Annotated in this window: 23 protein-coding genes; 16 read left to right on the forward strand and 7 right to left on the reverse strand. The window is 72.0% G+C overall.

Annotation, left to right across the window (positions count from 1 at the left end; genetic code table 11):
• The first annotated feature begins 209 nt into the window (after positions 1-209).
• A complete protein-coding gene (locus ABD785_RS39590) occupies positions 210-1,337 on the forward strand; it encodes a ScyD/ScyE family protein (protein WP_344839556.1) in 1,128 nt (375 codons plus the stop codon).
• Positions 1,338-1,364: 27 nt separating this feature from the next.
• Here the strand turns inward: ABD785_RS39590 and ABD785_RS39595 are convergent, their stop codons facing one another.
• Positions 1,365-1,646, reverse strand: a complete 282-nt coding sequence (locus ABD785_RS39595; RefSeq protein ID WP_344839559.1) for a hypothetical protein — start codon at positions 1,644-1,646, stop codon at positions 1,365-1,367.
• Between the two features lie 115 nt (positions 1,647-1,761).
• The gene (locus ABD785_RS39600) at positions 1,762-2,625 is read right to left on the reverse strand and encodes an HhH-GPD family protein (RefSeq protein WP_344839563.1); all 864 of its coding nucleotides are present in this window, start codon (positions 2,623-2,625) and stop codon (positions 1,762-1,764) included.
• Between the two features lie 64 nt (positions 2,626-2,689).
• On the opposite strand from ABD785_RS39600, the gene ABD785_RS39605 reads away from it, so the two are divergent.
• Positions 2,690-3,361: a hypothetical protein gene (locus ABD785_RS39605; RefSeq protein WP_344839565.1), complete on the forward strand. Its 672-nt coding sequence runs from the start codon at positions 2,690-2,692 to the stop codon at positions 3,359-3,361.
• On the opposite strand, the gene ABD785_RS39610 is transcribed toward ABD785_RS39605, so the two are convergent.
• Positions 3,348-4,256: an SGNH/GDSL hydrolase family protein gene (locus ABD785_RS39610; protein WP_344839568.1), complete on the reverse strand. Its 909-nt coding sequence runs from the start codon at positions 4,254-4,256 to the stop codon at positions 3,348-3,350. The genes ABD785_RS39605 and ABD785_RS39610 overlap by 14 nt on opposite strands.
• Positions 4,257-4,327: 71 nt before the next feature.
• On the opposite strand from ABD785_RS39610, the gene radA reads away from it, so the two are divergent.
• Both radA and disA read left to right on the forward strand, forming a co-directional pair.
• Positions 4,328-5,725 carry a DNA repair protein RadA gene (gene radA / locus ABD785_RS39615; protein ID WP_344839571.1) on the forward strand — a complete coding sequence of 466 codons (1,398 nt, stop codon included), beginning with the start codon at positions 4,328-4,330 and terminating at the stop codon, positions 5,723-5,725.
• A gap of 160 nt (positions 5,726-5,885) precedes the next feature.
• Positions 5,886-6,956, forward strand: a complete 1,071-nt coding sequence (gene disA, locus ABD785_RS39620) for a DNA integrity scanning diadenylate cyclase DisA (protein ID WP_344839574.1) — start codon at positions 5,886-5,888, stop codon at positions 6,954-6,956.
• Positions 6,957-6,999: 43 nt separating this feature from the next.
• On the opposite strand, the gene ABD785_RS39625 is transcribed toward disA, so the two are convergent.
• Complete coding sequence (locus ABD785_RS39625; RefSeq protein ID WP_344839577.1) at positions 7,000-7,341, reverse strand: zinc-binding dehydrogenase; 342 nt, start codon at positions 7,339-7,341, stop codon at positions 7,000-7,002.
• 138 nt (positions 7,342-7,479) lie between these two features.
• On the opposite strand from ABD785_RS39625, the gene ABD785_RS39630 reads away from it, so the two are divergent.
• Positions 7,480-9,507 carry an acyltransferase family protein gene (locus ABD785_RS39630; protein WP_344839580.1) on the forward strand — a complete coding sequence of 676 codons (2,028 nt, stop codon included), beginning with the start codon at positions 7,480-7,482 and terminating at the stop codon, positions 9,505-9,507.
• A gap of 1 nt (position 9,508) precedes the next feature.
• Here the strand turns inward: ABD785_RS39630 and ABD785_RS39635 are convergent, their stop codons facing one another.
• Together ABD785_RS39635 and ABD785_RS39640 are read right to left on the reverse strand one after the other, a co-directional pair.
• A complete protein-coding gene (locus ABD785_RS39635; protein ID WP_344839582.1) occupies positions 9,509-10,558 on the reverse strand; it encodes an alpha/beta fold hydrolase in 1,050 nt (349 codons plus the stop codon).
• A gap of 42 nt (positions 10,559-10,600) precedes the next feature.
• Positions 10,601-11,302, reverse strand: coding sequence for a class I SAM-dependent methyltransferase (locus tag ABD785_RS39640; protein ID WP_344839584.1), 702 nt, complete (start codon positions 11,300-11,302; stop codon positions 10,601-10,603).
• A gap of 116 nt (positions 11,303-11,418) precedes the next feature.
• On the opposite strand from ABD785_RS39640, the gene ABD785_RS39645 reads away from it, so the two are divergent.
• The 11 genes from ABD785_RS39645 (at position 11,419) to ABD785_RS39695 (ending at position 21,326) form a co-directional block, all read left to right on the forward strand.
• Positions 11,419-12,285, forward strand: a complete 867-nt coding sequence (locus ABD785_RS39645) for a sugar phosphate isomerase/epimerase family protein (RefSeq protein ID WP_344839586.1) — start codon at positions 11,419-11,421, stop codon at positions 12,283-12,285.
• Entirely contained in the window at positions 12,275-12,874 is a 600-nt protein-coding gene (locus ABD785_RS39650) for a TetR/AcrR family transcriptional regulator (protein ID WP_344839589.1), read from the forward strand. Before ABD785_RS39645 ends, ABD785_RS39650 begins: the two co-directional genes overlap by 11 nt.
• A 75-nt stretch (positions 12,875-12,949) precedes the next feature.
• On the forward strand, positions 12,950-13,666 hold the full coding sequence (locus tag ABD785_RS39655; protein ID WP_344839592.1) for an ABC transporter ATP-binding protein: 717 nt from the start codon (positions 12,950-12,952) through the stop codon (positions 13,664-13,666).
• Positions 13,663-14,397, forward strand: a complete 735-nt coding sequence (locus ABD785_RS39660) for an ABC transporter permease (protein WP_344839596.1) — start codon at positions 13,663-13,665, stop codon at positions 14,395-14,397. Before ABD785_RS39655 ends, ABD785_RS39660 begins: the two co-directional genes overlap by 4 nt.
• Before the next feature lie 40 nt (positions 14,398-14,437).
• Positions 14,438-15,343, forward strand: a complete 906-nt coding sequence (locus ABD785_RS39665) for a proline dehydrogenase family protein (protein ID WP_344839599.1) — start codon at positions 14,438-14,440, stop codon at positions 15,341-15,343.
• A gap of 57 nt (positions 15,344-15,400) precedes the next feature.
• The gene (proC, locus tag ABD785_RS39670) at positions 15,401-16,195 is read left to right on the forward strand and encodes a pyrroline-5-carboxylate reductase (protein ID WP_344839604.1); all 795 of its coding nucleotides are present in this window, start codon (positions 15,401-15,403) and stop codon (positions 16,193-16,195) included.
• A 70-nt stretch (positions 16,196-16,265) separates the two neighbouring features.
• Entirely contained in the window at positions 16,266-17,588 is a 1,323-nt protein-coding gene (locus ABD785_RS39675; protein WP_344839609.1) for an efflux RND transporter periplasmic adaptor subunit, read from the forward strand.
• Positions 17,585-18,304 (forward strand): ABC transporter ATP-binding protein, encoded by a 720-nt coding sequence (locus ABD785_RS39680; RefSeq protein WP_344839613.1) that lies wholly within the window; start codon positions 17,585-17,587, stop codon positions 18,302-18,304. Before ABD785_RS39675 ends, ABD785_RS39680 begins: the two co-directional genes overlap by 4 nt.
• The gene (locus tag ABD785_RS39685) at positions 18,301-19,482 is read left to right on the forward strand and encodes an ABC transporter permease (RefSeq protein WP_344839617.1); all 1,182 of its coding nucleotides are present in this window, start codon (positions 18,301-18,303) and stop codon (positions 19,480-19,482) included. Before ABD785_RS39680 ends, ABD785_RS39685 begins: the two co-directional genes overlap by 4 nt.
• Before the next feature lie 54 nt (positions 19,483-19,536).
• On the forward strand, positions 19,537-20,760 hold the full coding sequence (locus tag ABD785_RS39690) for a cytochrome P450 (RefSeq protein ID WP_344839620.1): 1,224 nt from the start codon (positions 19,537-19,539) through the stop codon (positions 20,758-20,760).
• A 41-nt stretch (positions 20,761-20,801) separates the two neighbouring features.
• Complete coding sequence (locus ABD785_RS39695; protein ID WP_344839623.1) at positions 20,802-21,326, forward strand: DinB family protein; 525 nt, start codon at positions 20,802-20,804, stop codon at positions 21,324-21,326.
• 9 nt (positions 21,327-21,335) lie between these two features.
• Here the strand turns inward: ABD785_RS39695 and ABD785_RS39700 are convergent, their stop codons facing one another.
• The gene (locus ABD785_RS39700; protein WP_344839626.1) at positions 21,336-22,364 is read right to left on the reverse strand and encodes an alpha/beta hydrolase; all 1,029 of its coding nucleotides are present in this window, start codon (positions 22,362-22,364) and stop codon (positions 21,336-21,338) included.
• Positions 22,365-22,504: the final 140 nt, after the last annotated feature.

The following is a 22,504-nucleotide window of genomic DNA, read 5'->3' on the forward strand; positions in this document are numbered from 1 at the left end:
CCGACCCAACCAGGTCGACTCCCTCCTCCGCCCCCGCGAGGCACGCACCTGGACGCCGCTCGCCACGGGCGCCGACTTTGAAACAGCCCCTAGGCGTCGCGCTCCCGGCTCCGCGCAGGACATCTGCGGGACCTGTGCCCCATGCGTGGGGGACCTCGGGACTGTGAACCTCGGAGACGTCGGGGGAAGTCACGAGGAAAGGGGCGCAGATGCGCAGGGCTGTTGTGGTCGCGGGGGTCATGGCGTTCGGGCTGGTGCCCGCGGGGGCGGCGGAGGCCGCGCCGCGGCTCCAGGTCGTCGCCAAGGGGCTCGACAATCCGCGGGGGATCGTGGTCGGCAAGGACGGCACGATCTACGTGGCGGAGGGCGGGAACGCCGGGAAGAAGTGCGTCGGCAAGGGCGAGGAGAAGGTCTGCGCCGGGCCGACGGGCGCCGTCGTGGCGATCAGGAAGGGCAAGAAGAAGCGGGTGCTGAAGGGGTTCCCCTCGACCGGGATCCCGGGCGGCAGCGCGGGCGGCCCGCAGGACCTCGCCTTCGACCGGAACGGCCGGCTCGTGATGGTGCTGTCGGGCATGTCGGCGTCCGGCCGGGCGGCCCTGGGTCCCGGCGCGCGCAAGCTGAGCACGCTCGTGTCGTTGCCGTCGCGTAAGGTCCGCGCCGACCTCGCCCGCTACGAGGCCAGGCACAACCCGGACAGGACGCCGCCCGCGATGGACGGGCTGAACAGCAACCCGCAGTCGCTCGTGGCCGAGAAGGACGGCAGCGTCGTCATCGCCGACGGAGGCGCGAACGACCTGCTGAAGGTCTCCAAGACCGGGAAGGTGTCGCTGCTGGCGCTGTTCCCGACCCGGTGCGCCGCGCTGCCGCCGGGCTTCCCCGCCGACCAGGCGCCGCCGCCCGGCAAGTGCGCGGAGGGCCAGGTCCCGGCTGAGTCCGTGCCGACCTCGGTGGTGAAGGGCCCGGACGGCGCCTACTACGTCGGCGAGCTGACGGGCTTCCCGTTCGCGACGGGCAACGCCCGGGTCTGGCGGGTCACCGGGAACGGCCGCAAGAAGGTCGTCGCCGACGGCTTCACCAACATCATCGACCTGGCCTTCGACGGCCGCGGCAGGCTGCTCGTCCTCGAGATCAGCCACAAGGGGCTGCTGTCGGGCAGCACCGCGGGCGCGCTCACCGCCGTCAAGGGCGGCAAGCGCAAGCTCCTCATCGGCAAGGGGCTGACCGGGCCGTCCGGGCTCGCGGTGAAGGGCGGCTACGCCTACATCGTGAACGGGGGCGTCCCGGGTGAGGGCGGCGGGAAGGCGCACAGGGGCCAGGTGCTCAGGTACCGCCTCTGACCCTCCCGCCCGGAAGGGGACGTGGGGTCAGGAGAGGGCCAGCAGGGTGATGAGGCCGATCACCACGACGACGTCCGTCACGGCGAAGATCCCCCAGGACCAGGCGACGAGCTTCCTGGCTCTGGGGAGATCGGTCTTCACGCGCTCCATGCCCATGTTGGACAGGACGATCGCGAGGATCCCGATCGGGAAGAGGGTGAAGACGGCGAGCGTCCCCAGGATGAAAGCGGCGATGACGGACTTGCGCGTCATGTCGCCATTGGCGTCGAGACCTAGAGGGAGCTTTCCTTCGGCGGCTACTGCGTCCATCGGACACCTCGGGGGTGGGAGGTCCATCGGTGCCCGCACGCTACGCCCCCGTGACGCATGAGACAAGGGTCTCAAGTGATCTCTGTCACAGGACTTCCCACCAGCCGGCGGAGCCTCAGCGGGGGAGGGCGTAGCGGCCGTCGTCGAGGGGGTCGACCAGGCCGTCGGCGATGAGGGTGTCGAGCGCGCGCTCGCGCTGGACGGAGTCCGCCCAGACGACGTCCAGGACGGGCTTCTCGACCGGGCCGGGGGCGTCGCGGAGGACCGCCAGCAGACGGCCCCGGCACTGGCGGTCGGTGCCCGCGTAGGACTGGCCCTTGCGGGCGGGGCCGTCGTAGGCGGGCTTCCCGTCGAGGTACCAGCGGCACTGGGAGATCACCGGGCAGTCGGCGCAGCGCGGGGCGCGGGCGGTGCAGATGAGGGCGCCGAGCTCCATGACGGCCACCGCCCAGGTCGCGGCCGTGGGGGCGTCGTCGGGGAGCAGGGACTCGGCGAGCCGCAGTTCCGCGACGGTCTGCGCCTTCGGCGGGTACTCCTCTCCCGACCTCATCCGGGCGAGGACCCGGCGCACGTTGGTGTCGAGGACGGCGTGCCGCTGCCGGAAGGCGAAGCTGGCGACGGCCGCCGCGGTGTAGGCGCCGATGCCGGGAAGGGCGAGCAGCTCGGCATGGTCGTCGGGGACCTCGCCGCCGTGCTCGGCGACGATCGCCGTCGCGCAGGCGTGCAGCCGCAGCGCCCGCCGCGGATAGCCCAGCCGTCCCCACGCCCGGACGGCCTCGCCGGACGGCTCCTTCGCCAGCGCCTCGGGGGCCGGCCACCGTCGCATCCACTCCTCCCAGACGGGGAGGACCCGGACGACGGGCGTCTGCTGGAGCATGATCTCGCTGACCAGGATCGACCAGGGGGTGGCGTCGGGTGTACGCCACGGCAGGTCGCGCTGGTGCTCGGCATACCAGTCGAGGATGGGTCGAGTCGGCACCCGCCCAGGTTAAGGGCCAGCGTGTCTTCCTGGGATGAGAAGATCGGAAACGCATACTGTGCGTATGGATTCGGGTTCGATGGGTTACGAGGACGAGGGCTACTCCGACACCTACTGGCGTCGGCGGGCCATCGCGCTGGCCGCGGTCCTGCTGACGCTCGGCGGGGCGGCCTACGCCTGCACCGGGGAGAAGCCCACCCCGGTCAAGAACGCGGCGGCCACCGGGGACGTCTCGCCGGCGCCCACGCCCACGGAGGTGCCGGTGACCGCCCTTCCCGCGCCGCCGATGCCGACGGTCACGGTGACGGTCACCCAGCAGGCGACCGTCGCCGCGCCGCGCCGTCCGGGCGACGCCTGCGCCTCCGGCGATCTGGTCGCCAACCTGACCCCGGTCAAGGCCGACTTCGCCAAGACCGACGCGCCGCAGTTCCGGATGACGGTCGTGAACACCGGCAGGCTCGACTGCACCTTCGACGTCGGCGCGGGCCGGTTCGTCGCGAAGATCAAGTCGGGATCGGACCGGGTGTGGTCGTCGGCGCACTGCGCTGCGGCGGGCGGGACCTCCATCCAGATGCTGCGGCGCGGCATCCCCTACGTCGGCGGGCTGGCCTGGGACCGCAGGCGCTCCCGCCAGGGCTGTGCGGCGCCCCGGCCCAAGGCGCTCGCCGGGACCTACGTGATCCAGGCCGAGGGCGGCGGGGTGAAGACGCCCAAGGCCGTCTTCACCCTGAGGTAGCCGCGACGGGCGCGGCGAGGCTTGCCACCACCGCCGCGGCGACGCGCTCCATGCCGCGCGCGGTGGGGTGGTAGACGAGGCTGGGGCCTTTCAGGCCGGACGTCCAGGGCTCCTTCGCGCACACGTCGTGGCCGTCGGAGAGGGCGTAGGCGTCCAGGTAGGTGGCGCCGATCTTCGTGGCGGTCGTTTTCAGCATGGCGTTGAGCTCGCGCTCGACCGCGTCGAAGAACTTCTGGTCGCCCTTGGCCAGGGGCAGGCGCGGCCAGCAGCCCTTGCCGTCGCCCGGAGCGACCTTCAGGTAGCCGACGACCACGATCCGGGCGTTCGGGGCGGCCTCGCGGACCTTGCGGTAGGCCGCGTCGATCTTCGGGCGGATGTTCACCATCTTCTTCAGTACGGCCTTGCCCTGTGTCAGCTGGCACGGATTGCCGTGGCCGAGCGTGCCGATACTGATCAGACCGCAATTGAGGGCGACCTTCGACCAGCTCACCGAGTTGGCGCCGAGGGTGATCGTGACCAGGTCGGTGTCGTCGCTCAGCGCCTCCAGCTGGGGCGGAAGGCCGGACTGCGAGGTGGACAGGTGCTTGAGCTCGGCGCCGGTGCAGGACACGTCGGTGAACGTCGCGGGGCGCAGCGCTCCGGCGATCAGCGACGGGTAGTTGTGGTCGGAGCGCCGGCAGACCGCCGGGCCGTGCTGACGCGGGATCAGCGGGCCCGCCGCGACCGAGTCGCCGAGCGCCGCGTAGTCGAGTGCGGCGGTGCTGATCGCGGCTGTGCTGATTGCGGCTGTGCTGATTGCGGCGGAGCCGGGTGGGGCGGCCTGGACGGGGTCGAGGGCGGAGGCGGGAGCCGGGCCGGTCAGCAGGGTCGCCAGGACGACCGCGATCTTGATCATGTTGAGGCACGGTAGCGGCTGTGACCTGCACTTTCGTGGAACTGTCGGTGAAGCGCCCTAGGGTTCGTCTCATGGCGAGGGCAGTGAAGACCGCGTTCCGATGCGGCGAGTGCGGATGGCAGACCGCCAAGTGGGTGGGGCGCTGCGGGGAGTGCCAGGCGTGGGGCACGGTCGGCGAGGCCGGGGCGCCCACCCCGGCGCGGGTGGTGAGCGCGGGGCCCGTGGCCTCGCCCGCCCGCCCGATCGGGCAGGTCGACGTGCGGTCGTCCCAGACCCAGCCGACCGGGATGGACGAGCTCGACAGGGTGCTCGGCGGCGGGCTCGTGCCCGGGGCGGTCGTGCTGATGGCGGGTGAGCCCGGCATCGGCAAGTCCACGCTGCTGCTCGAGGTCGCGGCGCTGGCGGCGCAGCGCGGCCGGGTCCTGTACGTGACGGGCGAGGAGTCGGCCGAGCAGGTCAGGCTGCGCGCCGACCGGGTCGGCGCGGTCGCCGACGAGCTGTACCTGGCGGCCGAGACCGAGCTGTCGGTGCTGCTGGGGCATGTCGAGGCGGTCGAGCCGAAGCTGCTGATCGTCGACTCGATCCAGACCGTCGCCTCGGCGGAGGCGGACGGGGCGCCCGGCGGGATCACCCAGATCCGGGAGGTGACCGCCAACCTGATCCGGGTCGCGAAGGAGAAGGGGATCACGGTCGTCCTGGTCGGGCACGTGACCAAGGAGGGGGCGATCGCGGGGCCTCGGCTGCTGGAGCACCTCGTCGACGTCGTCCTGTACTTCGAGGGCGACCGGCACAGCAGGCTGCGGATGATCCGCGCCGTCAAGAACCGCTACGGCCCCACCGACGAGCTGGGCTGCTTCGACCTGTCGGAGGTCGGGATCGTCGGGCTCGCCGACCCCTCGGGGCTGTTCCTGACCCGGCGCGAGGAGCCGGTGCCCGGTACCTGCGTGACGGTCACCCTCGAGGGGCGCAGGCCCCTGGTCGCCGAGGTGCAGGCGCTGGTGGCGCAGTCGTTCCTGCCGTCGCCGCGGCGGGCGACCTCCGGGCTCGACTCCCAGCGGGTCGCGATGGTCCTGGCGGTCCTCCAGCAGCGGGCCGGGGTGAAGATGCACGAGCGCGACGTCTACGTCTCGACCGTCGGCGGGGTGCGGCTCAGCGAGACCTCGGTGGACCTCGCGGTGGCGCTGGCCGTCGCGGGCTCCAACCTCGAGCAGTCACTGTCGCCGACCCTCATCGCGGTCGGCGAGGTCGGCCTCGCGGGCGAGGTCAGGGCCGTTCCCGGGGCGCAGCGGCGGCTGAGCGAGGCCGCCCGGCTGGGCTTCAGGAGCGCGGTCGTGCCACGGGGCGCGCTGGAGCTCGGGAAGGGCGGCAGCCCGCTGCGGTCGGTCGGCGCGGTCGAATTCGAAGGAATGAAGGTCATCGAAGTGGACACATTGGAAGAGGCGTCGCGGGTGGCCTTCGTCGCCCCTTAGCGGGGCGGGGAACTCCGGGGGCCGGCCGTACGTCCGAACGAGGAGGTGAAAGGGCTCGGTAAGCTGGGGGCGCCTGAAATTGAGACCGGGGGGCGCTTCCGGAGCAGTTCGTGTGTTCCCGGGAGTGCTTCAGACAAGTCCGGCGACCTGCGGGGGTCACGTGCCAGCACAGGAGAAAACCGTCGATGAGCGGCGCCGCGCCACCTTGGCGGCGGTCGCGCCGGGCACGAGCCTGCGCGACGGTCTGGAGCGCATTCTGCGCGGCCACACCGGGGGGCTGATCCTCCTCGGCTTCGATCCCGCCGTGGAGGAGCTGTGTTCCGGCGGGTTCGAACTGGACGTCGAGTTCTCGGCGACCAGGCTGCGAGAGCTCGCCAAGATGGACGGCGCGATCGTCCTCGACAGCTCCTGCACCCGGATCGTCCGGGCCGCGGTGCACCTCGTGCCGGATCCGACGATCCCCACCGAGGAGTCGGGCACCCGGCACCGCACCGCCGAGCGCGTCGCCAAGCAGACCGGCTACCCGGTGATCTCGGTCAGCCAGTCGATGCGGATCATCGCCCTGTACCTCGACGGCCGCTACGTCCTCGAGGACTCGGCGGCGATACTGTCCAAGGCCAACCAGGCCCTGGCGACCCTCGAGCGGTACAAGCTCCGCCTCGACGAGGTGTCCGGCACGCTGTCGGCGCTGGAGATCGAGGACCTGGTCACCGTCCGGGACGTCACCGCGGTCGTCCAGCGGCTGGAGATGGTCCGCCGCATCGCCGACGAGATCGACGGCTACGTGGTCGAGCTCGGCACCGACGGCCGTCTGCTGTCGCTCCAGCTCGACGAGCTGGTCTCGGGCGTCGAGGAGGAGCGGGAGCTGATCGTCCGCGACTACCAGGCGAGCGAGCGCCCGGCCGAGGCCGTGCTGGCGTCCCTGGACGAGCTCACCGCCAACGAGCTGCTGGATCTGGGCGTGGTCGCCCACACCATGGACTTCTCCGGTGCCGAGGCCCTCGATCTGCCGGTCAGCCCCAAGGGCTACCGCCTGCTCGCCAAGGTCCCCCGGCTGCCCGGCCTGGTGGTCGACCGGCTGGTGGACCACTTCGGCGGCCTCCAGAAGCTCCTGGCGGCCAGCATCGACGATCTCCAGGCCGTCGGCGGGGTCGGGGAGTCCCGGGCCCGCTCCGTCCGCGAGGGCCTGTCCCGCCTCGCCGAGTCCAGCATCCTCGAACGCTACGTCTGACCGCGCTCCCTCCGCGGGCCGCCCCTTTCGTCGCCGATGTCCCTCAGAAGGTGAAAACGGACGAGCCGGTGGTCAGGCCCGCCTCGAGCTCGCGGTGGGCCCGGACGGCTTCCGGCAGGCCGTACCGCTGGTGGACGGCGATCCTGATGCGTCCGGCCGCGACATGGCCGAACAGCTCGCCCGCCAGGTCGGCGCATTCGGCGGGATCGGCGATGTAGTCGGCCGGGGCGGGACGGGTCACGAACAGCGAGCCGCCGACGGCCAGCCGCATGGCGTCGATCGGCGGCACGAAGCCTGAGGCGGTCCCGAAGCAGACCAGCAGGCCCCGCCGCCGCAACGAGGCCAGCGAGCCGGCGAAGGTGGACGCGCCGATCCCGTCGAACACGAGTGAACGAGGGCTGAAGAGTGGCGTAACGGCCGGGGCGGCTGTCCCACGTTTTCGCAGGCAGGCGGCTTTTCCGGGTTCGGGAGGGGGCGCGGGGTCTGCTCTAATGAGGCGTTCCTTGGGGTTCGGGAGGCGCCGGTGCTCGATGCTGTGGAGCGCGCACCGGCGTCCTCAGGGAGGGGCGGCGGGTCCCGGAGACACGAGATCGAGGGGCTGCGGGCCGTCGCGGTCGGTCTCGTGGTGCTCGGCCACTGCGGGGTGCGGACCTTCGCGGGTGGCTATGTCGGCGTCGACGTCTTCTTCGTGATCTCCGGGTTCCTGATCACGTCGCTGCTCCTGCGGGAGGCCGACGCCACCGGCCGGGTCTCGATCCGGGGGTTCTACCGGCGGCGGGCGCTGCGGCTGTTCCCCGCCTCGACGCTGGCCCTGGCCGCCACGCTGGCCGCGGCCTGGGCGTGGCTGTCGCCCGCGCGGTTCCACGCCCACGTTCTGGACGGGCTGGCGAGCGCGGTCTACGCCGTCAACTTCCGGCTCGCGGCGACCGGGACGGACTACCTCGCCCAGGGGTCCCCGCCGTCGCCGTTCCAGCACTTCTGGTCGCTGGCGGTGGAGGAGCAGTTCTACCTGGTGTGGCCGCTGCTGATCCTCGCCCTGCGGCGCCGGACCCTGCTCGTGCCCGCGCTGGCGGTGCTGTGCGCCGTCTCCTTCGGGCTCGGCGCCGTCCAGACGGGGACGTCCCCGCCGTGGGCCTACTTCGGCACCCAGGCCAGGCTCTGGGAGCTCGGGGCGGGCGCCCTGCTCGCGCTGACCGGGACCGGTCGGCTGCGCGGGGCCGCGGCGGCCGTCGTGAGCTGGACCGGGCTCGCCGCGATCGTGCTGGCGGCGGTCGTGTTCGACGCGGGGACGGCCTTCCCCGGGCATCTCGCGTCGCTGCCGGTTCTCGGGGCGGTGCTGGTCGTCGCGGGCGGGTCCGCGCCCCGCGGCGCGGTGGTCCTGCTGGGGACCCGCCCGATGGTGTGGCTCGGCGGCCTGTCCTACGGCTGGTACCTGTGGCACTGGCCGTTCGTGCTGATCGGCCCGGAGGCGCTCGGTCTGGAGGCGGACGCCCCGCTGCGCCTCGGGCTGGCCGCCGCGGCGCTGGGCGTCGCTGCCCTGACGCTCCGGCTGGTGGAGAACCCGGTGCGGTTCGGGTTCAAGGGGCCGGCGCTGGGCCTCGGGGCGGCGCTGTCGGGCGGGGCGGCGGCCTGCTGCCTGGTGGCCCTGGTGGTGCCGCTGCGGCTGGCCGGCGGGCCGGACGCGCCGGGGCTGGAGGCCCGGCTGGCGTCGGCGGCGGATCCCGAGGCGTCGCTGAGGGAGGCGCTCGACGGCGCGGGACGGCTGCTGCCCGCCAACCTCAAGCCGTCGCTGGCCGAGGTCAGGGCGGTGCGGTCGGCCCTCTACCGGGACGGCTGCCACGCCGACCATCAGGCGACCGGCCTGCCCGGCGGCTGTGTCTACGGCGATCCCGCGGCCGCCAGGACCATGGTGCTCTTCGGCGACTCGCACGCCGCGCAGTGGTTCCCCGCACTGGAGGTCATCGCGCGGGAGGGGCACTGGCGGCTGCTGCCGATGACCAAGGCCTCCTGCAAGATCGCCGAGGTGACGATCGTCCGGAACGGAGGCCCCTACGCCCAGTGCGACACCTGGCGGGCCGCGGCCGTCGCCCGGATCCGGGCGCTGCGCCCCTCGCTGGTGATCCTGTCCTCCTCCGACGCGGGAGACGCCTTCCGGCCGGAGGCCGACCCCCGACGCCAGTGGGAGGGGGGATTCCACGCGACCTTCGCCGCGATCGGGACCAGCGGTGCCGCCAGGATCGTCGTCCAGGACTCGCCGTGGCCGCTTTCCGACGTTCCCGACTGCGTCGGCGAGCATCCGCGCGCCCTGCTCGCCCACTGCGCGAACCGTCTTCCGGCGGCCGTCCGGGATACCGTCAGGCACGAGGCGCTTCGCGTCGCGGCCGGGCGGGACCGCATCCCGGTCATCGACCCCGCGGGCTGGGTGTGCGGCGCCGCGGGGCGCTGCCCGCCGGTCGTCGGGGACACGCTGGTCTACCGCGACGACGGGCATCTGTCGGAGCGGTACGCCCGGGCGCTGGTCCCGCTGCTGGCCCGGCGGCTGCCGCCCTGACTCAGAGAGCCTTGCGGGTGCGCTCGATGAGGTCGCCGAGGTGGTCGGAGACCAGGGAGGGACGTTCGAGCATGGCCATGTGACCGGCGGTCGCGATGACCTCCAGCCGGGCCTCGGGGCACTTGGTGGCGATGGTCAGGCTGTGCTCGACCGGGGTGAGGGTGTCGTTCTCCGAGGCGATGATCAGGGTCTCGACGCCCGCCAGCGGGGTGCAGGTGGCGATCTCGGGATGGGTGATCATCGACAGGAAGAAGTCGGTGACGGCCTCGAGCCGGGTCGACTCCAGCATCTCGCCGGCGAACCGGACGGCCGCGGGGCTGGCGTCGGGGCCGAAGGCGATCAGGTCCTCGATCAGGAGGCTGGAGTCGCGGCTCAGGTGCCGCAGCCGCTCCAGGAAGGCCGCGCCGAGGCCCGCCGCGCGGATCCCGTGCGGCATGAGCTTCTTGTTGATCCTGGCCAGGGCCGCGGGCAGGCCGAGGGTCACCTCGTCCAGGGCGCCGCTGCTGGTGTTGAGCAGGGCGGCGGCGACGACCCTGGTCCCGATGAGCTCGGGGTAGTCGTCGGCGAAGCGCATGATCGTCATGCCGCCCATGGAGTGGCCGACCAGGATGACCGGGGTGCCCTCGGGCACGGTCTGGTCGATCACGGCCTTGAGGTCGTGGGAGAGGGTCGGCAGCCCGTAGGAGTGCCGGGCCGCCGCACCGGAGCGGCCGTGGCCGCGCTGGTCCCAGAAGACGAGGCGGCCGAGGCCGCGCAGCGCCTTGCGCTGGAAGTGCCAGGTGTCCTGGGTGCAGGTCCAGCCGTGGCAGAAGACGACGGCGAGATCGGTGCGCTCGTCGTTGTCGATCTCCGCGTAGAGACGGGTGCCGTCCTCGGCGAAGACCGGGGTGGGACGCCCGCGCAGCGAGCCGAAGGCCTCCCCGGCGTGCGGGTCGGGGCGCAGCCCCAGGCGCCGGACGGCGTGCCGCTGTGCGGCGACCCCCGCCACGCCCGCACCGGCGGCGCTCAGGCCGAGTGCGGTGGCGGCCAGGACCAGATTGCGACGACTCATCAGTAACCTCCTGTTCCCGGCATTGTTATACAAGTTGTCCAGCTAGCGGAAGGTCCGGTGCCACAGATTGATGCCGTAGTCGACCTCGGTGCCGTCCGTCTCGGCCAGGAAGCGTGCCGCGAGGTCGGCCGGAAACTCGATCTTCAGTACCCGCTCCAGTGTGCCCCGGTCGGGAAACGACCAGCGAATGGTCAAAGATTCCCTGCTGAAGCCCTGTCGTACCCAGAACCGTTCGACCGACGCCGGGTCGTACTTCGGAAGCCATGTCCGGAACCACCGGCCGAAGGTGGTCCGGGTGGCGTCGTTGTCGATGATGAAGGCGGTGCCGCCGTGCCGCAGAACGCGAGCAATCTCACGTAGCCCGGGTTCGCAGCCGGGACCGAAGAAATACGCCCACCGAGCGTGAACGACGTCGACCGAGGAGTCCGGCACCGGCAGCGCCTGCGCGGCGGCCGTCCGGACGGTGACGTTCGGCAGGCCCGCGCACCGCCGGCGGGCCGCGGAGGCCAGTCCCGCATGGGGTTCCGCGCCGATCACCCGCGTCGCGGTCTCGGCGAAGAAGGGGAGGTGGAAGCCGGTGCCGCAGCCGATGTCCAGGACGGTCTGGCCGTCCCACGGACGGATCGAGCGCATGGCGGCGGCGAGGACGCCGTCGGGGTCGACGGCCTTGTTCTCCTGCTCGTAGATCTGGGGCGTGTTCCAGATGTTGGGACTCGGGATGGCTCCGGGGGCTGCTTCGACCACGTCACAAAGGGTAACGAGCCCGGGGCCTGAATCGACCTTTTCCGCCGGTCGACTGCTCGCGTCACGATGGGGAACGCATAGGCTTTCCGACAGATACGGCCAGAGAGGCAGGAGCCTTGTCCCGCAACGATGTCGCCCAGTCGATCAGGGTGCCGGACGCCCCGATCACCCTCTCCACGGCCTCGGTCTACCCGGAGAAGGTGCCGAGCGCGTTCGAGATGGCGTCCTGGCTGGGTTACGACGGGGTCGAGGTGATGGTGGCGCTCGACGCCGCCTCTCAGGACCTCAACGTGCTGCGCAGGCTGTCGGACTACCACCAGATGCCGATCAGGTCGATCCACGCGCCCTGCCTGATCTTCACCCAGATGGTCTGGGGCCGCGACCCCTGGGGCAAGCTCGTGCGCTCCAAGGAGGTGGCCGAGGAGCTCGGGGCCGAGGTCGTGGTCGTCCATCCGCCGTTCCGCTGGCAGCGCGAGTACGCCCGCGAGTTCGAGCGCGGGCTCGCCCGGATGCAGGACGAGACCGACGTGATCTTCGCGGTCGAGAACATGTTCCCCGCCAAGGCCCGCGGCACCGAGCTCGGCATGTACTCCCCGAACTGGGACCCGACCGACTACGACTTCCCGCACCTCACCCTCGACCTGTCGCACACGGCCGTCTCCGGCAGTGACGCCCTGGCGATGGCCGACGGCTTCGGCGACCGGCTGCGCCATCTGCACCTGGCCGACGGCAACGGCATCCCCAACAAGGACGAGCACCTCGTGCCGGGCCGGGGCACCCAGCCGTGCGCCGAGATGCTGGAACGCCTCGCGGTGGAGGGCTTCAACGGCCACGTCGTGCTCGAGGTCAACACCCGTAAGGCCACCTCGCGGTCGGAGCGCGTCGAGGATCTGGCCGAGGCGCTGGCCTTCGCCCGGCTCCACCTGGCGGCCAGCCCCACCTGGGAGGTCACGGCGTCCGGAGAGGTCCGCCGTGCCCGCTGAGCCGGCCACCGGCAGGGAGACCGTCCGGCCGGGACGGCGCAGGGGCCCCACGGAGACCCGGCCGCTGATCCTCAAGGCCGCCCGTGAGCTGTTCGCCGAGAAGGGCTTCGACGGCGTCTCCCTGCGTGCCATCGCCCGTGCGGCCGGGGTCGACCCCGCGCTGGTCCACCACTTCTTCGACGGCAAGGAAGCGTTGTTCGTCGAGGCCATGGAGTTCCCGATCGATCCGGCGCTGCTGCTCCCGCGGATCCTGGGCGGTCCCCGCGAGGAGATCGGGGAGCGGCTCGTCCGGGTGTTCCTCGGGGTGTGGTCGCATCCGGAGATGCGCCCCCGGCTGGTGGCGATCGTCCGGTCGGCGGCCACCAGCGAGCGCGGCGCGGCGATGCTCCGCGAGTTCATGACCACCGCGCTGGTCGGGCGCGTCGCCGACGCCCTCGAGGTGCCCCGGCTGCACATCACCGCCGCCGCCGGGCAGATGATCGGCCTGGTGATGATGCGTTATGTCATCGGGATCGAGCCGCTGGTCAACGCCTCGGACGAGGAGATCGTCGCCCTGGTGGGGCCGACGATCCAGCGCTATCTGGGCTGATTTCGGCCACCGTCAACCCCTTCCCGGCATCCACCGGGCCTTGACCGTGCCCTTGTGTCGGCTTAAATTCATCACATGATGAGTTATTCGGTGAGCGTCAAGGACCTGACGGTCCTCAGAGGCGGGAGAGAGGTGCTGCACGGGGTGTCGTTCGACGTCCCGCGCGGCCACGTGGTGGGGCTGCTCGGGCCCAGCGGGTGCGGCAAGACGACGCTGATGCGGGCCCTGGTGGGCGTGCAGATCGTCGCGTCCGGCGAGGTGACCGTGCTCGGCGAGCCCGCCGGGAGCAGGGCGCTGCGGAACAAGGTCGGTTACGCGACCCAGAACCCCGCCGTGTACATGGACCTGACGGTCGCGGAGAACCTCCGGTACTTCGGCGCCGTGATCGGCGCGCCCAGGGAGGACGTGACCAGGGTCGTCGACGAGGTGGACCTCGGCGGCCAGGCGGGGCAGCTCGTCGGATCGCTGTCCGGCGGCCAGCGCAACCGGGTCAACCTGGCCGTGGCGCTGCTGGGCGGCCCCGAGCTGGTCGTGCTCGACGAGCCGACCGTCGGGCTCGACCCGGTGCTGCGCCAGGAGCTGTGGGAGCTGTTCCACAAGCTGGCCGAGAACGGGACGACCATGATCGTCTCCAGCCATGTGATGGACGAGGCGGCCCGCTGCCAGCGGCTCCTGCTCATGCGGGACGGCCACCTGCTGGCCGACGAGACCCCCGCGGAGCTGCGCGCCCAGACCGGTACCGACGATCTCGAAGAGGCGTTCCTGCGCCTGATCAGGGGAGTGGCGGCATGAACCCGAGAGTGACCCTGGCGACCGCCAGGCGGATCCTGGACCAGCTCAAGCACGACAAGCGGACGATCGCGCTGATCGTCGTGGTGCCGACGCTGCTGATGACCCTGCTGCGGTACGTCTTCGACGACGCCGGGGCCTTCGACCGGATCGGCCCCATGCTCCTGGGGATCTTCCCCTTCGTGATCATGTTCCTGGTGACCAGCATCGGGACCCTCCGCGAGCGCACCGGCGGCACCCTGGAACGGCTCATGACCACCCCGCTGGGCAAGCTCGATCTGCTGCTGGGCTACGCGATCGCCTTCGGCCTCACCGCGCTGGCCCAGGTCGGGCTGATCCTGGCCTTCTCCCTGACGGTCCTCGGCCTCGACGTGAACGGCCCGATCTGGGGCCTGGTGGCCGTCGCCCTGCTCGACGCCCTGCTGGGAGTGGCCCTCGGCCTGCTCGGGAGCGCCTTCGCCAAGACGGAGTTCCAGGCCGTCCAGCTCCTGCCGCTGGTGGTCCTGCCCCAGCTCCTGCTCTGCGGGCTGTTCGCGCCCCGCGACTCCATGCAGACCGTCCTGGACCGGACCTCGGACTTCATGCCCCTGTCCTACGCGGTGGACGCCATGCGGGAGCTGACCACGCGCTCGGGAGTCAGCGGAGACCTCGCCGCCGACATGCTGATCATCGCGGGCTGCGGGGTCGCGGCCCTGGTCCTCGGCGCGGCGACCCTCCCCAGGCGCACACCCTGACCGGCCGGAGTTCTACTCTGGGGGTGGGAGGGGATCAACGATGCTTCGCCGAACACTTCTGGCCGCCGCCCGCAGCGCCGGGCTCCGCAGGACCATCGAGGCGGCGCCGGTCACCCGCGGGGTGGTCCGGCGCTTCATCGCGGGAGAGACGACCGCGGACGCGCTCGAGACGACCCGTGAGCTGCGCTCCGACGGGCTGCTCGTCACGCTCGACCACCTGGGGGAGGACACCCTCGACGCCAAGCAGGCCGAGAAGACCGTCCAGGCCTACGAGGAGCTGATCGACCAGCTCCCGAAGGGGGCCGAGGTGTCGGTCAAGCTGACCGCGCTCGGCCAGTCCTTCGACGAGGACCTGGCGCTGGCCAACGCCCGCAGGATCTGCGCGGCGGCGGGACGCGCCGGGACGACCGTCACGCTCGACATGGAGGAGCACACCACGGTGGCCTCCACGCTGCGGATCCTCGCCGCGCTGCGCGAGGAGCACCCGGACACGGGCGCGGTGATCCAGGCCTATCTGCGCCGCGCCGAGGAGTACTGCGCGGGCCTGGCCCACGCGGGATCGCGGGTCCGGCTGTGCAAGGGGGCCTACGCCGCCCCCGCGGAGGTCGCCTTCCAGTCCGCCGGGGAGATCGACAAGAGCTACGTGCGCTGCATGAAGGTGCTGATGGCCGGCAGCGGCTATCCGATGCTCGCCACCCACGACCCGCGGCTGATCGAGATCGCCGACGCGCTCCGCGTGATCAACGAGCGCCCGTTCACGACGTTCGAGTACCAGATGCTCTACGGCATCAGGCCGAACGAGCAGCGGCGCCTGGCCGGAACGGGCGCCCAGGTCAGGGTCTACGTGCCCTACGGCGGCGAGTGGTACGGCTACATGATGCGCCGCCTCGCCGAGCGCCCGGCGAACCTCGCCTTCTTCCTGCGCTCCTTCACCACGAAGTCCTGACCGGATCGGGGCGCACTAGGCTGGGCGCCCGTTCTCCTAGCAGGTCAGGTGTGTCGAATGATCGCGATTCTCGGTGCCGGAAAGATGGGCGAGGCGCTGCTGTCCGGGGTGCTGCGGGCGGGGCGCAAGCCGTCCGGGCTGCTGGTGACGGCGCGCCGTGAGGAGCGGGCCGCGCTGCTGCGCGACCGGTACGGGGTCGAGGTCGCGGGGAACGTCGAGGCGGCCGAGCGGGCCTCGGTGCTGGTGCTCGCCGTGAAGCCGCAGGACATGGCCAAGCTGCTGGCCGAGGTCGGCGGGCACATCAAGCCGTCGACGCTCGTGATCTCGATGGCGGCGGGCATCACGTCGGCCTTCATCGAGGAGCGGCTGGCCGCCGACGTGCCGGTCGTCCGGGTCATGTCGAACACGCCGGTCCTGGTCGACGAGGCGATGAGCGTCATCTCCGCGGGGTCGCACGCCGGCGAGGAGCACCTGAAGCTCGCCGAGGAGCTGCTGACCCCGGTCGGCAAGGTCTCCCGGATCCCCGAGTCGCTCCAGGACGCCGCGACCGCGCTGTCCGGCTCGGGGCCCGCCTACTTCTACTACCTGGTCGAGGCCATGGTCGACGCGGGCATCCTGCTGGGGATGCCGCGCGCCGCCGCCCTCGACATGGTCATCCAGTCGGCGGTCGGCGCGGCCGTCATGCTGCGCGACTCCGGCGAGCACCCCGTGCTGCTGCGGGAGGCCGTCACCTCCCCGGCGGGGACGACCATCGCCGCCATCCGCGAGCTGGAGCGCCACGGGGTCCGCGCGGCCGTCCTCGAGGCGATCGAGGCGGCCCGCAACCGGGGCCGCGAGCTCGCGGGAGGCTGATTCAGCCCCATGAGATGACAGGTGTCACTGTCGGTGGGGTAATGCTCCTCTTACTATGCCGTGTGTGGCTATGAGGCGGTATTACCCCCCGGTGCTCGCCCTCCTGCTGTTCTCGGCGTTCCTGAGCGGCTGCTCGGGCGGAGGCGGCGGCGGCAAGGTCAGGCTCGGCCCGGTCCAGCGCGGCAGCGTCGCCGAGGTCGTCGAGGCCCCCGCGACGCTCTCCGCCCGCGCCAACGCGACCCTGCGCAGCCCGGCCGAGGGAACGATCAAAACCCTCAGGCTCCGCGACGGCGACACGGTCAAGGACGGCCAGGTGGTGGCGACGATCTCCTCGCCGACCGCCAGGGAGCAGCTCGAACAGGCCAGGGACGCCGACCGTCAGGCGGCGCGGAACACCGGCGGCGTGCCCGCGGGGATCTCGCTCGGCTCCTTCCGCGCCAAGTCCGACAAGCTGGCCAAGGCCGGGTTCAAGAAGGCCCGCGAGGTCGCCGCCCAGATCCCGGACAAGAAGGACAGGGCCAAGGTCCTCGCCGAGATCACCAAGGCCGAGGGCCAGTACACGAGCGCGGCCGATGCCGCGACGGTCGCCGTCGGCAGGCTCAACGCCGGGCTCGGCAGCATCACCAGCGCGATGGCCTCGATCGGCGCGGCCAGCCGCGTCCAGACCCGGGCGGCGGTGAAGTCGGCCCAGCGGACCGTCGACGCGCTCGTCCTGCGCGCCCCCTTCGACGGCGTCGTCTCCCTCGGAGGCCCCGCCGGAGGCAGCGCGGCCGGATCGGTCCCGCCGCAGCTCCAGAGCCTCGTCGGCAACGGCGTCAGCCTGCCGGGCGCGGCGAACGAGGCCGCCCAGATCGCGGTCGGCGCCCCCGTGACGGCCGGCGGCGCCGTCGTGACCGTCACCGACGTCTCCCGGCTCCGCCTGTCCGCCGACATCGACGAGTCCGACATCCTGAAGATCAAGCGGGGAGCCGGGGCCGACGCCGACTTCGACGCCCTCCCCGACGCGACCTACCGTGCCGAGGTCTACAGCGTCGGCGTCACCCCGGGCCAGGCCACCGGCGGCGGCGTCACCTACAAGGTCCAGCTCACCCTCAAGGAGGGCGTCTTCGCCGACGGCTCCGCGGCCCCGACCCCCAAGCCCGGCATGAGCGCGGTCGTGCGGATCAAGGTCCGCGAGGTGACGGGCGTGCTGACCGTCCCGACCACGGCGATCGTGACCAGCGGCCAGAACAGCACCGTCTGGGTCGTGGCCGGGGGCAAGGCCGAGCGCAGGACCATCGTGACGGGCGCCGAGGGCGAGACCTCCGTCGAGGTGCGCTCGGGCCTGAAGGACGGCGACCGCGTGGTCGTCACCAACGCCGACGCGGTGAAGCAGGGGCAGGACCTGACATGACGCCCGCCCTGGAGGCCGTGGACGTGACACGGACCTACGAGATGGAGGGCGTCGAGGTCACCGCGCTCAAGGGCGTCAGCCTGGTCATCGAGAACGGTGAGTACGCGGCGATCCTCGGGCCGTCGGGGTCGGGGAAGTCGACCCTGATGCACCTGCTCGGCGCTCTGGACCGGCCGAGCTCGGGGGCGCTGCGGGTCGGCGGCCGCGACGTGGCGGAGCTGAACGACGGGGAACTGGCCGAGCTGCGCAACGAGCACATCGGGTTCGTGTTCCAGTCCTTCCACCTGCTGGCGCGCACGACCGCCGTCGACAACGTGAGCATGCCGCTGATGTACCGGGGGATCGGCCGGGCCGAGTGCAGGAGGCGGGCCGTCGCGGCGCTGGAGACCGTCGGGCTCGGGCACCGGCTCGACCACCGGCCCAACCAGATGTCGGGCGGTGAGCAGCAGCGGGTCGCGATCGCCAGGGCGCTGGTCGGCGCGCCGAAGGTGGTGCTGGCCGACGAGCCGACCGGCAACCTCGACACGAGGACGGGCCACGAGGTCATGCGGCTGCTGGAGGAGCTCAACCGGGAGCAGGGCGTCGCGGTCATCCTCGTGACGCACGAGCCCGAGGTCGCCGTGCGGGCCCGCCGCCAGATCCACATCCGGGACGGCCTCATCGAACGCGACGAGGCCACCGCCCGGCCGGAGCCCGCCGCCGAAGGTGACGAGTGAGGCCCGCCGAGCTGTTCCGCGTCGCCTTCGAGGCCCTGCGGGTCAACCGGATGCGCAGCCTGCTCACGATGCTCGGTGTGATCATCGGGGTGTGGGCGGTGGTCGTGCTGGTCGCGATCGGCAGCGGGGCCAAGAGCATGGTCCAGGGCGAGATCGAGGGCCTCGGCTCGAACATCATCTTCGTGGTGCCGGGCGAGCTCGGCTTCGGGGCGGCGCCGACCGTCAGCCGGATGGACCTGGACGACGTCGCGCTGATGCGGCGGATCGCGGGCGACACCCGGGTCACCTCCTCCCTGACGTCCGGCGAGACCGTCCGGGCGGGACGCCAGGAGGCCTTCGCGACGGTCGTCGGCTCCGACGAGAACGTCCCGAACGTCTTCAAGCGTCCCCTGGCCAAGGGCCGCTACCTCTCCAAGATCGATGTGGAGACCCGCCGCCGGGTCGTGGTCCTGGGCTCCCAGACCGCCTCGAAACTGTTCGGCGACGTCGACCCGCTGGGCCGCCAGGTGGCCATCGCGGGCGGCCGGTTCCGGGTCGTCGGGGTCTACGCCCAGGTCGGGCAGTCCTTCGGCCAGTCCCGCGACGCCGAGCTCCAGATCCCGCTGACCACGGCCCAGCGGCTGCTCAACGCGAGCAGGGTCGACTTCATGGCCGTGCGGGCGCCCTCGGCCGAGGCGGTGGACGGTCTGCAGAAGCAGCTCGTCGCCGCGCTGTCGGACCGGCATCCGGGCGACAAGTTCTCGGCCGTCACCCAGACCGAGCTCCTCGGCACCATCGGCAAGGTGCTCGGCGCGCTGACCGGGGTGCTGGCGGCCATCGCGGCGATCTCGCTGCTGGTCGGCGGCGTGGGCGTCTCCAACATCATGCTGGTGAGCGTCCGGGAACGGACCAAGGAGATCGGGCTGCGCAAGGCGCTCGGGGCACGGCAGCGCGACATCCTGATCCAGTTCCTGGTCGAGGCCGTCCTCCTGACGTCGATCGGCGGCCTGATCGGCATCGGGCTCGGCGTCGGGACCGCGCTGACGATCGCCGAGCTCTCCCCGGTCCCGGCCGTCCTCGCCTGGTGGTCCCTCGCCCTGGCCTTCTTCGTCTCGGCGGGCGTCGGCGTCTTCTTCGGCGTCGTCCCCGCCCGCCGCGCCGGAAGGCTCGACCCGGTGATCGCCCTCAGAACCGACTGACCGAACCCTCCGCGAGGCGTTGACGAACAAGCGGTTGCTTGGGAGAGTCGCGGAATGGACGGTGTGGATCTCACGGATCTCGATCGGTTCGCGGACGGGTTCCCGCACGGCGTGTTCGACCGGCTCAGGCGGGAGCGGCCGGTCTGGTGGCACGAGCCGACCGCGAACACCCCGGACGGCGAGGGCTTCTGGGTCGTGAGCCGCTACACCGAGGTCATGGCGGCCGCCACCGACGCCGCGACCTACTCCTCCGAGGGCGGCGGAGGCCGTGCGGGCGGCGGCACGATCATCGAGGACCTGCCCGCCGGATTCGCCGTGGGCGTCCTGCTCAACATGACCGACGACCCCCGCCACGCCAGGTTCCGCCGGCTGCTGGCACCGAGCGTCGCCCCCGGGACGCTCCGGCTGCTGGAGGCCGAGCTGACGGAGCGGGCCGGCCGGATCATCGACGACGCGCTGGCGAAGGGCGAGTGCGACTTCCTGCTCGACCTGGCCGCCGAACTGCCGCTCCAGGCCGTCGCCCGGCTGCTCGGGGTGCCGCAGGAGGACCGCCACCGGCTGCTCGGCTGGGCCAACGCCACCCTCGACTACGACGGCAGGGAGCTGGGCGAGGCCACCGAGCGGAGCCGCGCCGCGGCCGCCGAGATGTTCGCCTACGGCTCGGACCTGCTGGCCCGCAAGCGCGACGATCCCGGCGACGACCTGCTGTCGGTCGCCGCGCACGCCACCCTCGACGGCGCCCCCCTGAGCGATCTCGAGCAGCAGATGCTGTTCAACCTCCTGGTCGCCGCCGGCAGCGAGACCACCCGCAACTCCATCGCCCTCGGCATGCAGGCCCTGATCGACCACCCGGCGAGCTGGAACACCCTCCGGAACGACCGGTCGGCCCTCGGCGCCGCCGTCGAGGAGATGCTCCGCTGGGCCTCCTCGACCCCCTACAACCGCCGCACCGCCACCCGGGACACCGTCCTCGGCGGGCAGGACGTCCGGGCGGGCGACAAGGTCACCCTGTGGTGGGCCTCCGCCAACCGCGACGCCGCGCTGTTCCCCCGGCCGCACCTGTTCGACATCACCCGGCGCCCCAACCCCCACCTGGCGTTCGGCCGGGGCGGCCACTTCTGCCTGGGCGCGACCCTGGCCCGCCTGGAGATGCGCGTGGTGTTCTCGGCGCTGCTGGACCGGGTGGCGTCGGTGGAGCCCACGGGGCCGCTGGAGTACACCCGCAGCAACAAGCACACCGGGGTGCGGCACATGCCCGTCCGGCTCGTGCCCGCATAGGGTCGTCCGGGAAACGGACACCCGCGGCGAAGGAGCCCCATTTGTCTCTCGATCCCGGCGCGACCACCGAGCGCCCCGATCCGCCGCTGATCGCCGACGAGCGCACGATGCTCCGCGGCTTCCTCGACCACCACCGGGCGACGCTCGCCTGGAAGTGCGACGGCCTCACCGACGCCCAGCTCCGCGAACAGGCCTCACCGCCCTCGACGCTCTCCCTGCTGGGCCTGGTCCGGCACATGGCCGAGGTCGAGCGCACCTGGTTCCGCAAGGTCGCCGGCGGCGAGGACCTCCCCAACGTCTGGTCGCACGCCGACGACTACCAGACCGCCTACGACGCCACCGGCTCCACCCGCGCCGAGGCCTTCGCGGCGTGGAACACCGAGGTCGAGCACGCCCGCCGCATCGAACGCGAGGCGCCCTCACTCGACGTCGTCGTGCACAACCCGCGCTGGAATCGGGACGTCAACCTCCGCCTGGTGATGCTCCACCTCATCCACGAGTACGCCCGCCACAACGGCCACGCCGACCTCATCCGCGAGGGCGTCGACGGGACCGTCGGGGCCTGAGGCGCCTCGCTAGGCGACGACCGTCAGGTTGGGGGCGGCGGTGGCCAGGGCGCCGGTGATGAAGGCCGAGGTCTCCTTCATGGCCTCGTCGGCGTCCGGGAGGAGGCGGTTGAGGATCTGGAAGACGTGCATCTGGCCGGGCCAGACCTGGAGCGTCACCTCGGCGCCCGTGCCCGTCAGGAGCGCCGCGAGCGCCTCGGACTCGGGGCGCAGGACCTCGGCGCCGCCGACCTGGATGAGGATCGGCGGCAGCGCACCCCAGTCGCAGGTCAGCAGGGCCAGCCGCGGATCGTTCTCCCGGCCCGCGACCAGGCGCGCCACCCGGCGGGCCGTGTAGGGGCTCAGGTAGGGGTCCTTGGTGAGGTGGTCGATGGCCGTGGACAGCTCGCAGGTCAGGTCGACCCAGGGCGAGTACAGGACGACCGCCAGCGGCGCCGGCATCCCGGTCCTGCTGATCTCGCCGGCCAGCGACGCCGCGAGATGCCCGCCGGCCGAGTCGCCCGCGACGATGATCCTCGTGACGCCCTTGGCCAGCAGCCAGCGGTAGGCCTCCAGGGCGTCCTCGAGGGCCGCGGGGAAGGGGTGCTCGGGGGCCAGGCGGTAGCGCGGCACCAGGACCGGCAGGCGGGTGTCGAGCGCGATCCGGGTCGTGATCGGCCGGTGGGTGGCCGGGCTGCAGATCACGTAGCCGCCGCCGTGCAGGTACAGCACCGCGCCGTCGACCGGAGCCTCGGGGATGATCCACTCGGCCTTCATGATCTGGCCTGAGGTCAGCTGCGGGTCGCGGACGCGCTCCACCCGGACCCTGCGGTCGGACGGCAGCAGCGTCGCGGCCCGGTCGATGGCCTTGCGGGCCGCCCTGATCGGAAGGGGCCTGCCGGGCACCCGGTGCATGATCGGCCGGAGGGTCATCCGCAGCGCGGTCCCCACGAGACCGCTCTGCCAGGAGGCCTCGCGCTCCCACGGTCTCGGCGGCGTGAGCGCCGCCGCGGTCGTAGATGAGACATCCGCCTCGGAAGAAGCACGTTCCTCGATCATGGCCGCCCCTTGGGGGTTCCAGAGCTTCGCGGGGGAGGTCCCGCGACGTGTTTCCGCTCTGTTACCTAGATGCCCAGATTGCCCGAGTGGTTCACCTCACAAACACCCCCAATTTGGTACGCTCCACGTCACTCAGGGTG

Origin of the sequence: Actinocorallia longicatena, assembly GCF_039534125.1 — a bacterium.
Taxonomy (GTDB): domain Bacteria; phylum Actinomycetota; class Actinomycetes; order Streptosporangiales; family Streptosporangiaceae; genus Actinocorallia; species Actinocorallia longicatena.

Excerpts from the sequence above, each read along its gene's own strand:
- ABD785_RS39590 (WP_344839556.1), top strand. The coding sequence starts at position 210 with ATGCGCAGGGCTGTTGTGGTCGCGGGGGTCATGGCGTTCGGGCTGGTG.
- ABD785_RS39595 (WP_344839559.1), bottom strand. The coding sequence starts at position 1,646 with ATGGACGCAGTAGCCGCCGAAGGAAAGCTCCCTCTAGGTCTCGACGCC.
- ABD785_RS39605 (WP_344839565.1), top strand. The coding sequence starts at position 2,690 with ATGGATTCGGGTTCGATGGGTTACGAGGACGAGGGCTACTCCGACACC.
- ABD785_RS39610 (WP_344839568.1), bottom strand. The coding sequence starts at position 4,256 with ATGATCAAGATCGCGGTCGTCCTGGCGACCCTGCTGACCGGCCCGGCT.
- radA (WP_344839571.1), top strand. The coding sequence starts at position 4,328 with ATGGCGAGGGCAGTGAAGACCGCGTTCCGATGCGGCGAGTGCGGATGG.
- ABD785_RS39635 (WP_344839582.1), bottom strand. The coding sequence starts at position 10,558 with ATGAGTCGTCGCAATCTGGTCCTGGCCGCCACCGCACTCGGCCTGAGC.
- ABD785_RS39655 (WP_344839592.1), top strand. The coding sequence starts at position 12,950 with ATGATGAGTTATTCGGTGAGCGTCAAGGACCTGACGGTCCTCAGAGGC.
- ABD785_RS39660 (WP_344839596.1), top strand. The coding sequence starts at position 13,663 with ATGAACCCGAGAGTGACCCTGGCGACCGCCAGGCGGATCCTGGACCAG.
- ABD785_RS39665 (WP_344839599.1), top strand. The coding sequence starts at position 14,438 with ATGCTTCGCCGAACACTTCTGGCCGCCGCCCGCAGCGCCGGGCTCCGC.
- proC (WP_344839604.1), top strand. The coding sequence starts at position 15,401 with ATGATCGCGATTCTCGGTGCCGGAAAGATGGGCGAGGCGCTGCTGTCC.
- ABD785_RS39675 (WP_344839609.1), top strand. The coding sequence starts at position 16,266 with ATGAGGCGGTATTACCCCCCGGTGCTCGCCCTCCTGCTGTTCTCGGCG.
- ABD785_RS39680 (WP_344839613.1), top strand. The coding sequence starts at position 17,585 with ATGACGCCCGCCCTGGAGGCCGTGGACGTGACACGGACCTACGAGATG.
- ABD785_RS39690 (WP_344839620.1), top strand. The coding sequence starts at position 19,537 with ATGGACGGTGTGGATCTCACGGATCTCGATCGGTTCGCGGACGGGTTC.
- ABD785_RS39700 (WP_344839626.1), bottom strand. The coding sequence starts at position 22,364 with ATGATCGAGGAACGTGCTTCTTCCGAGGCGGATGTCTCATCTACGACC.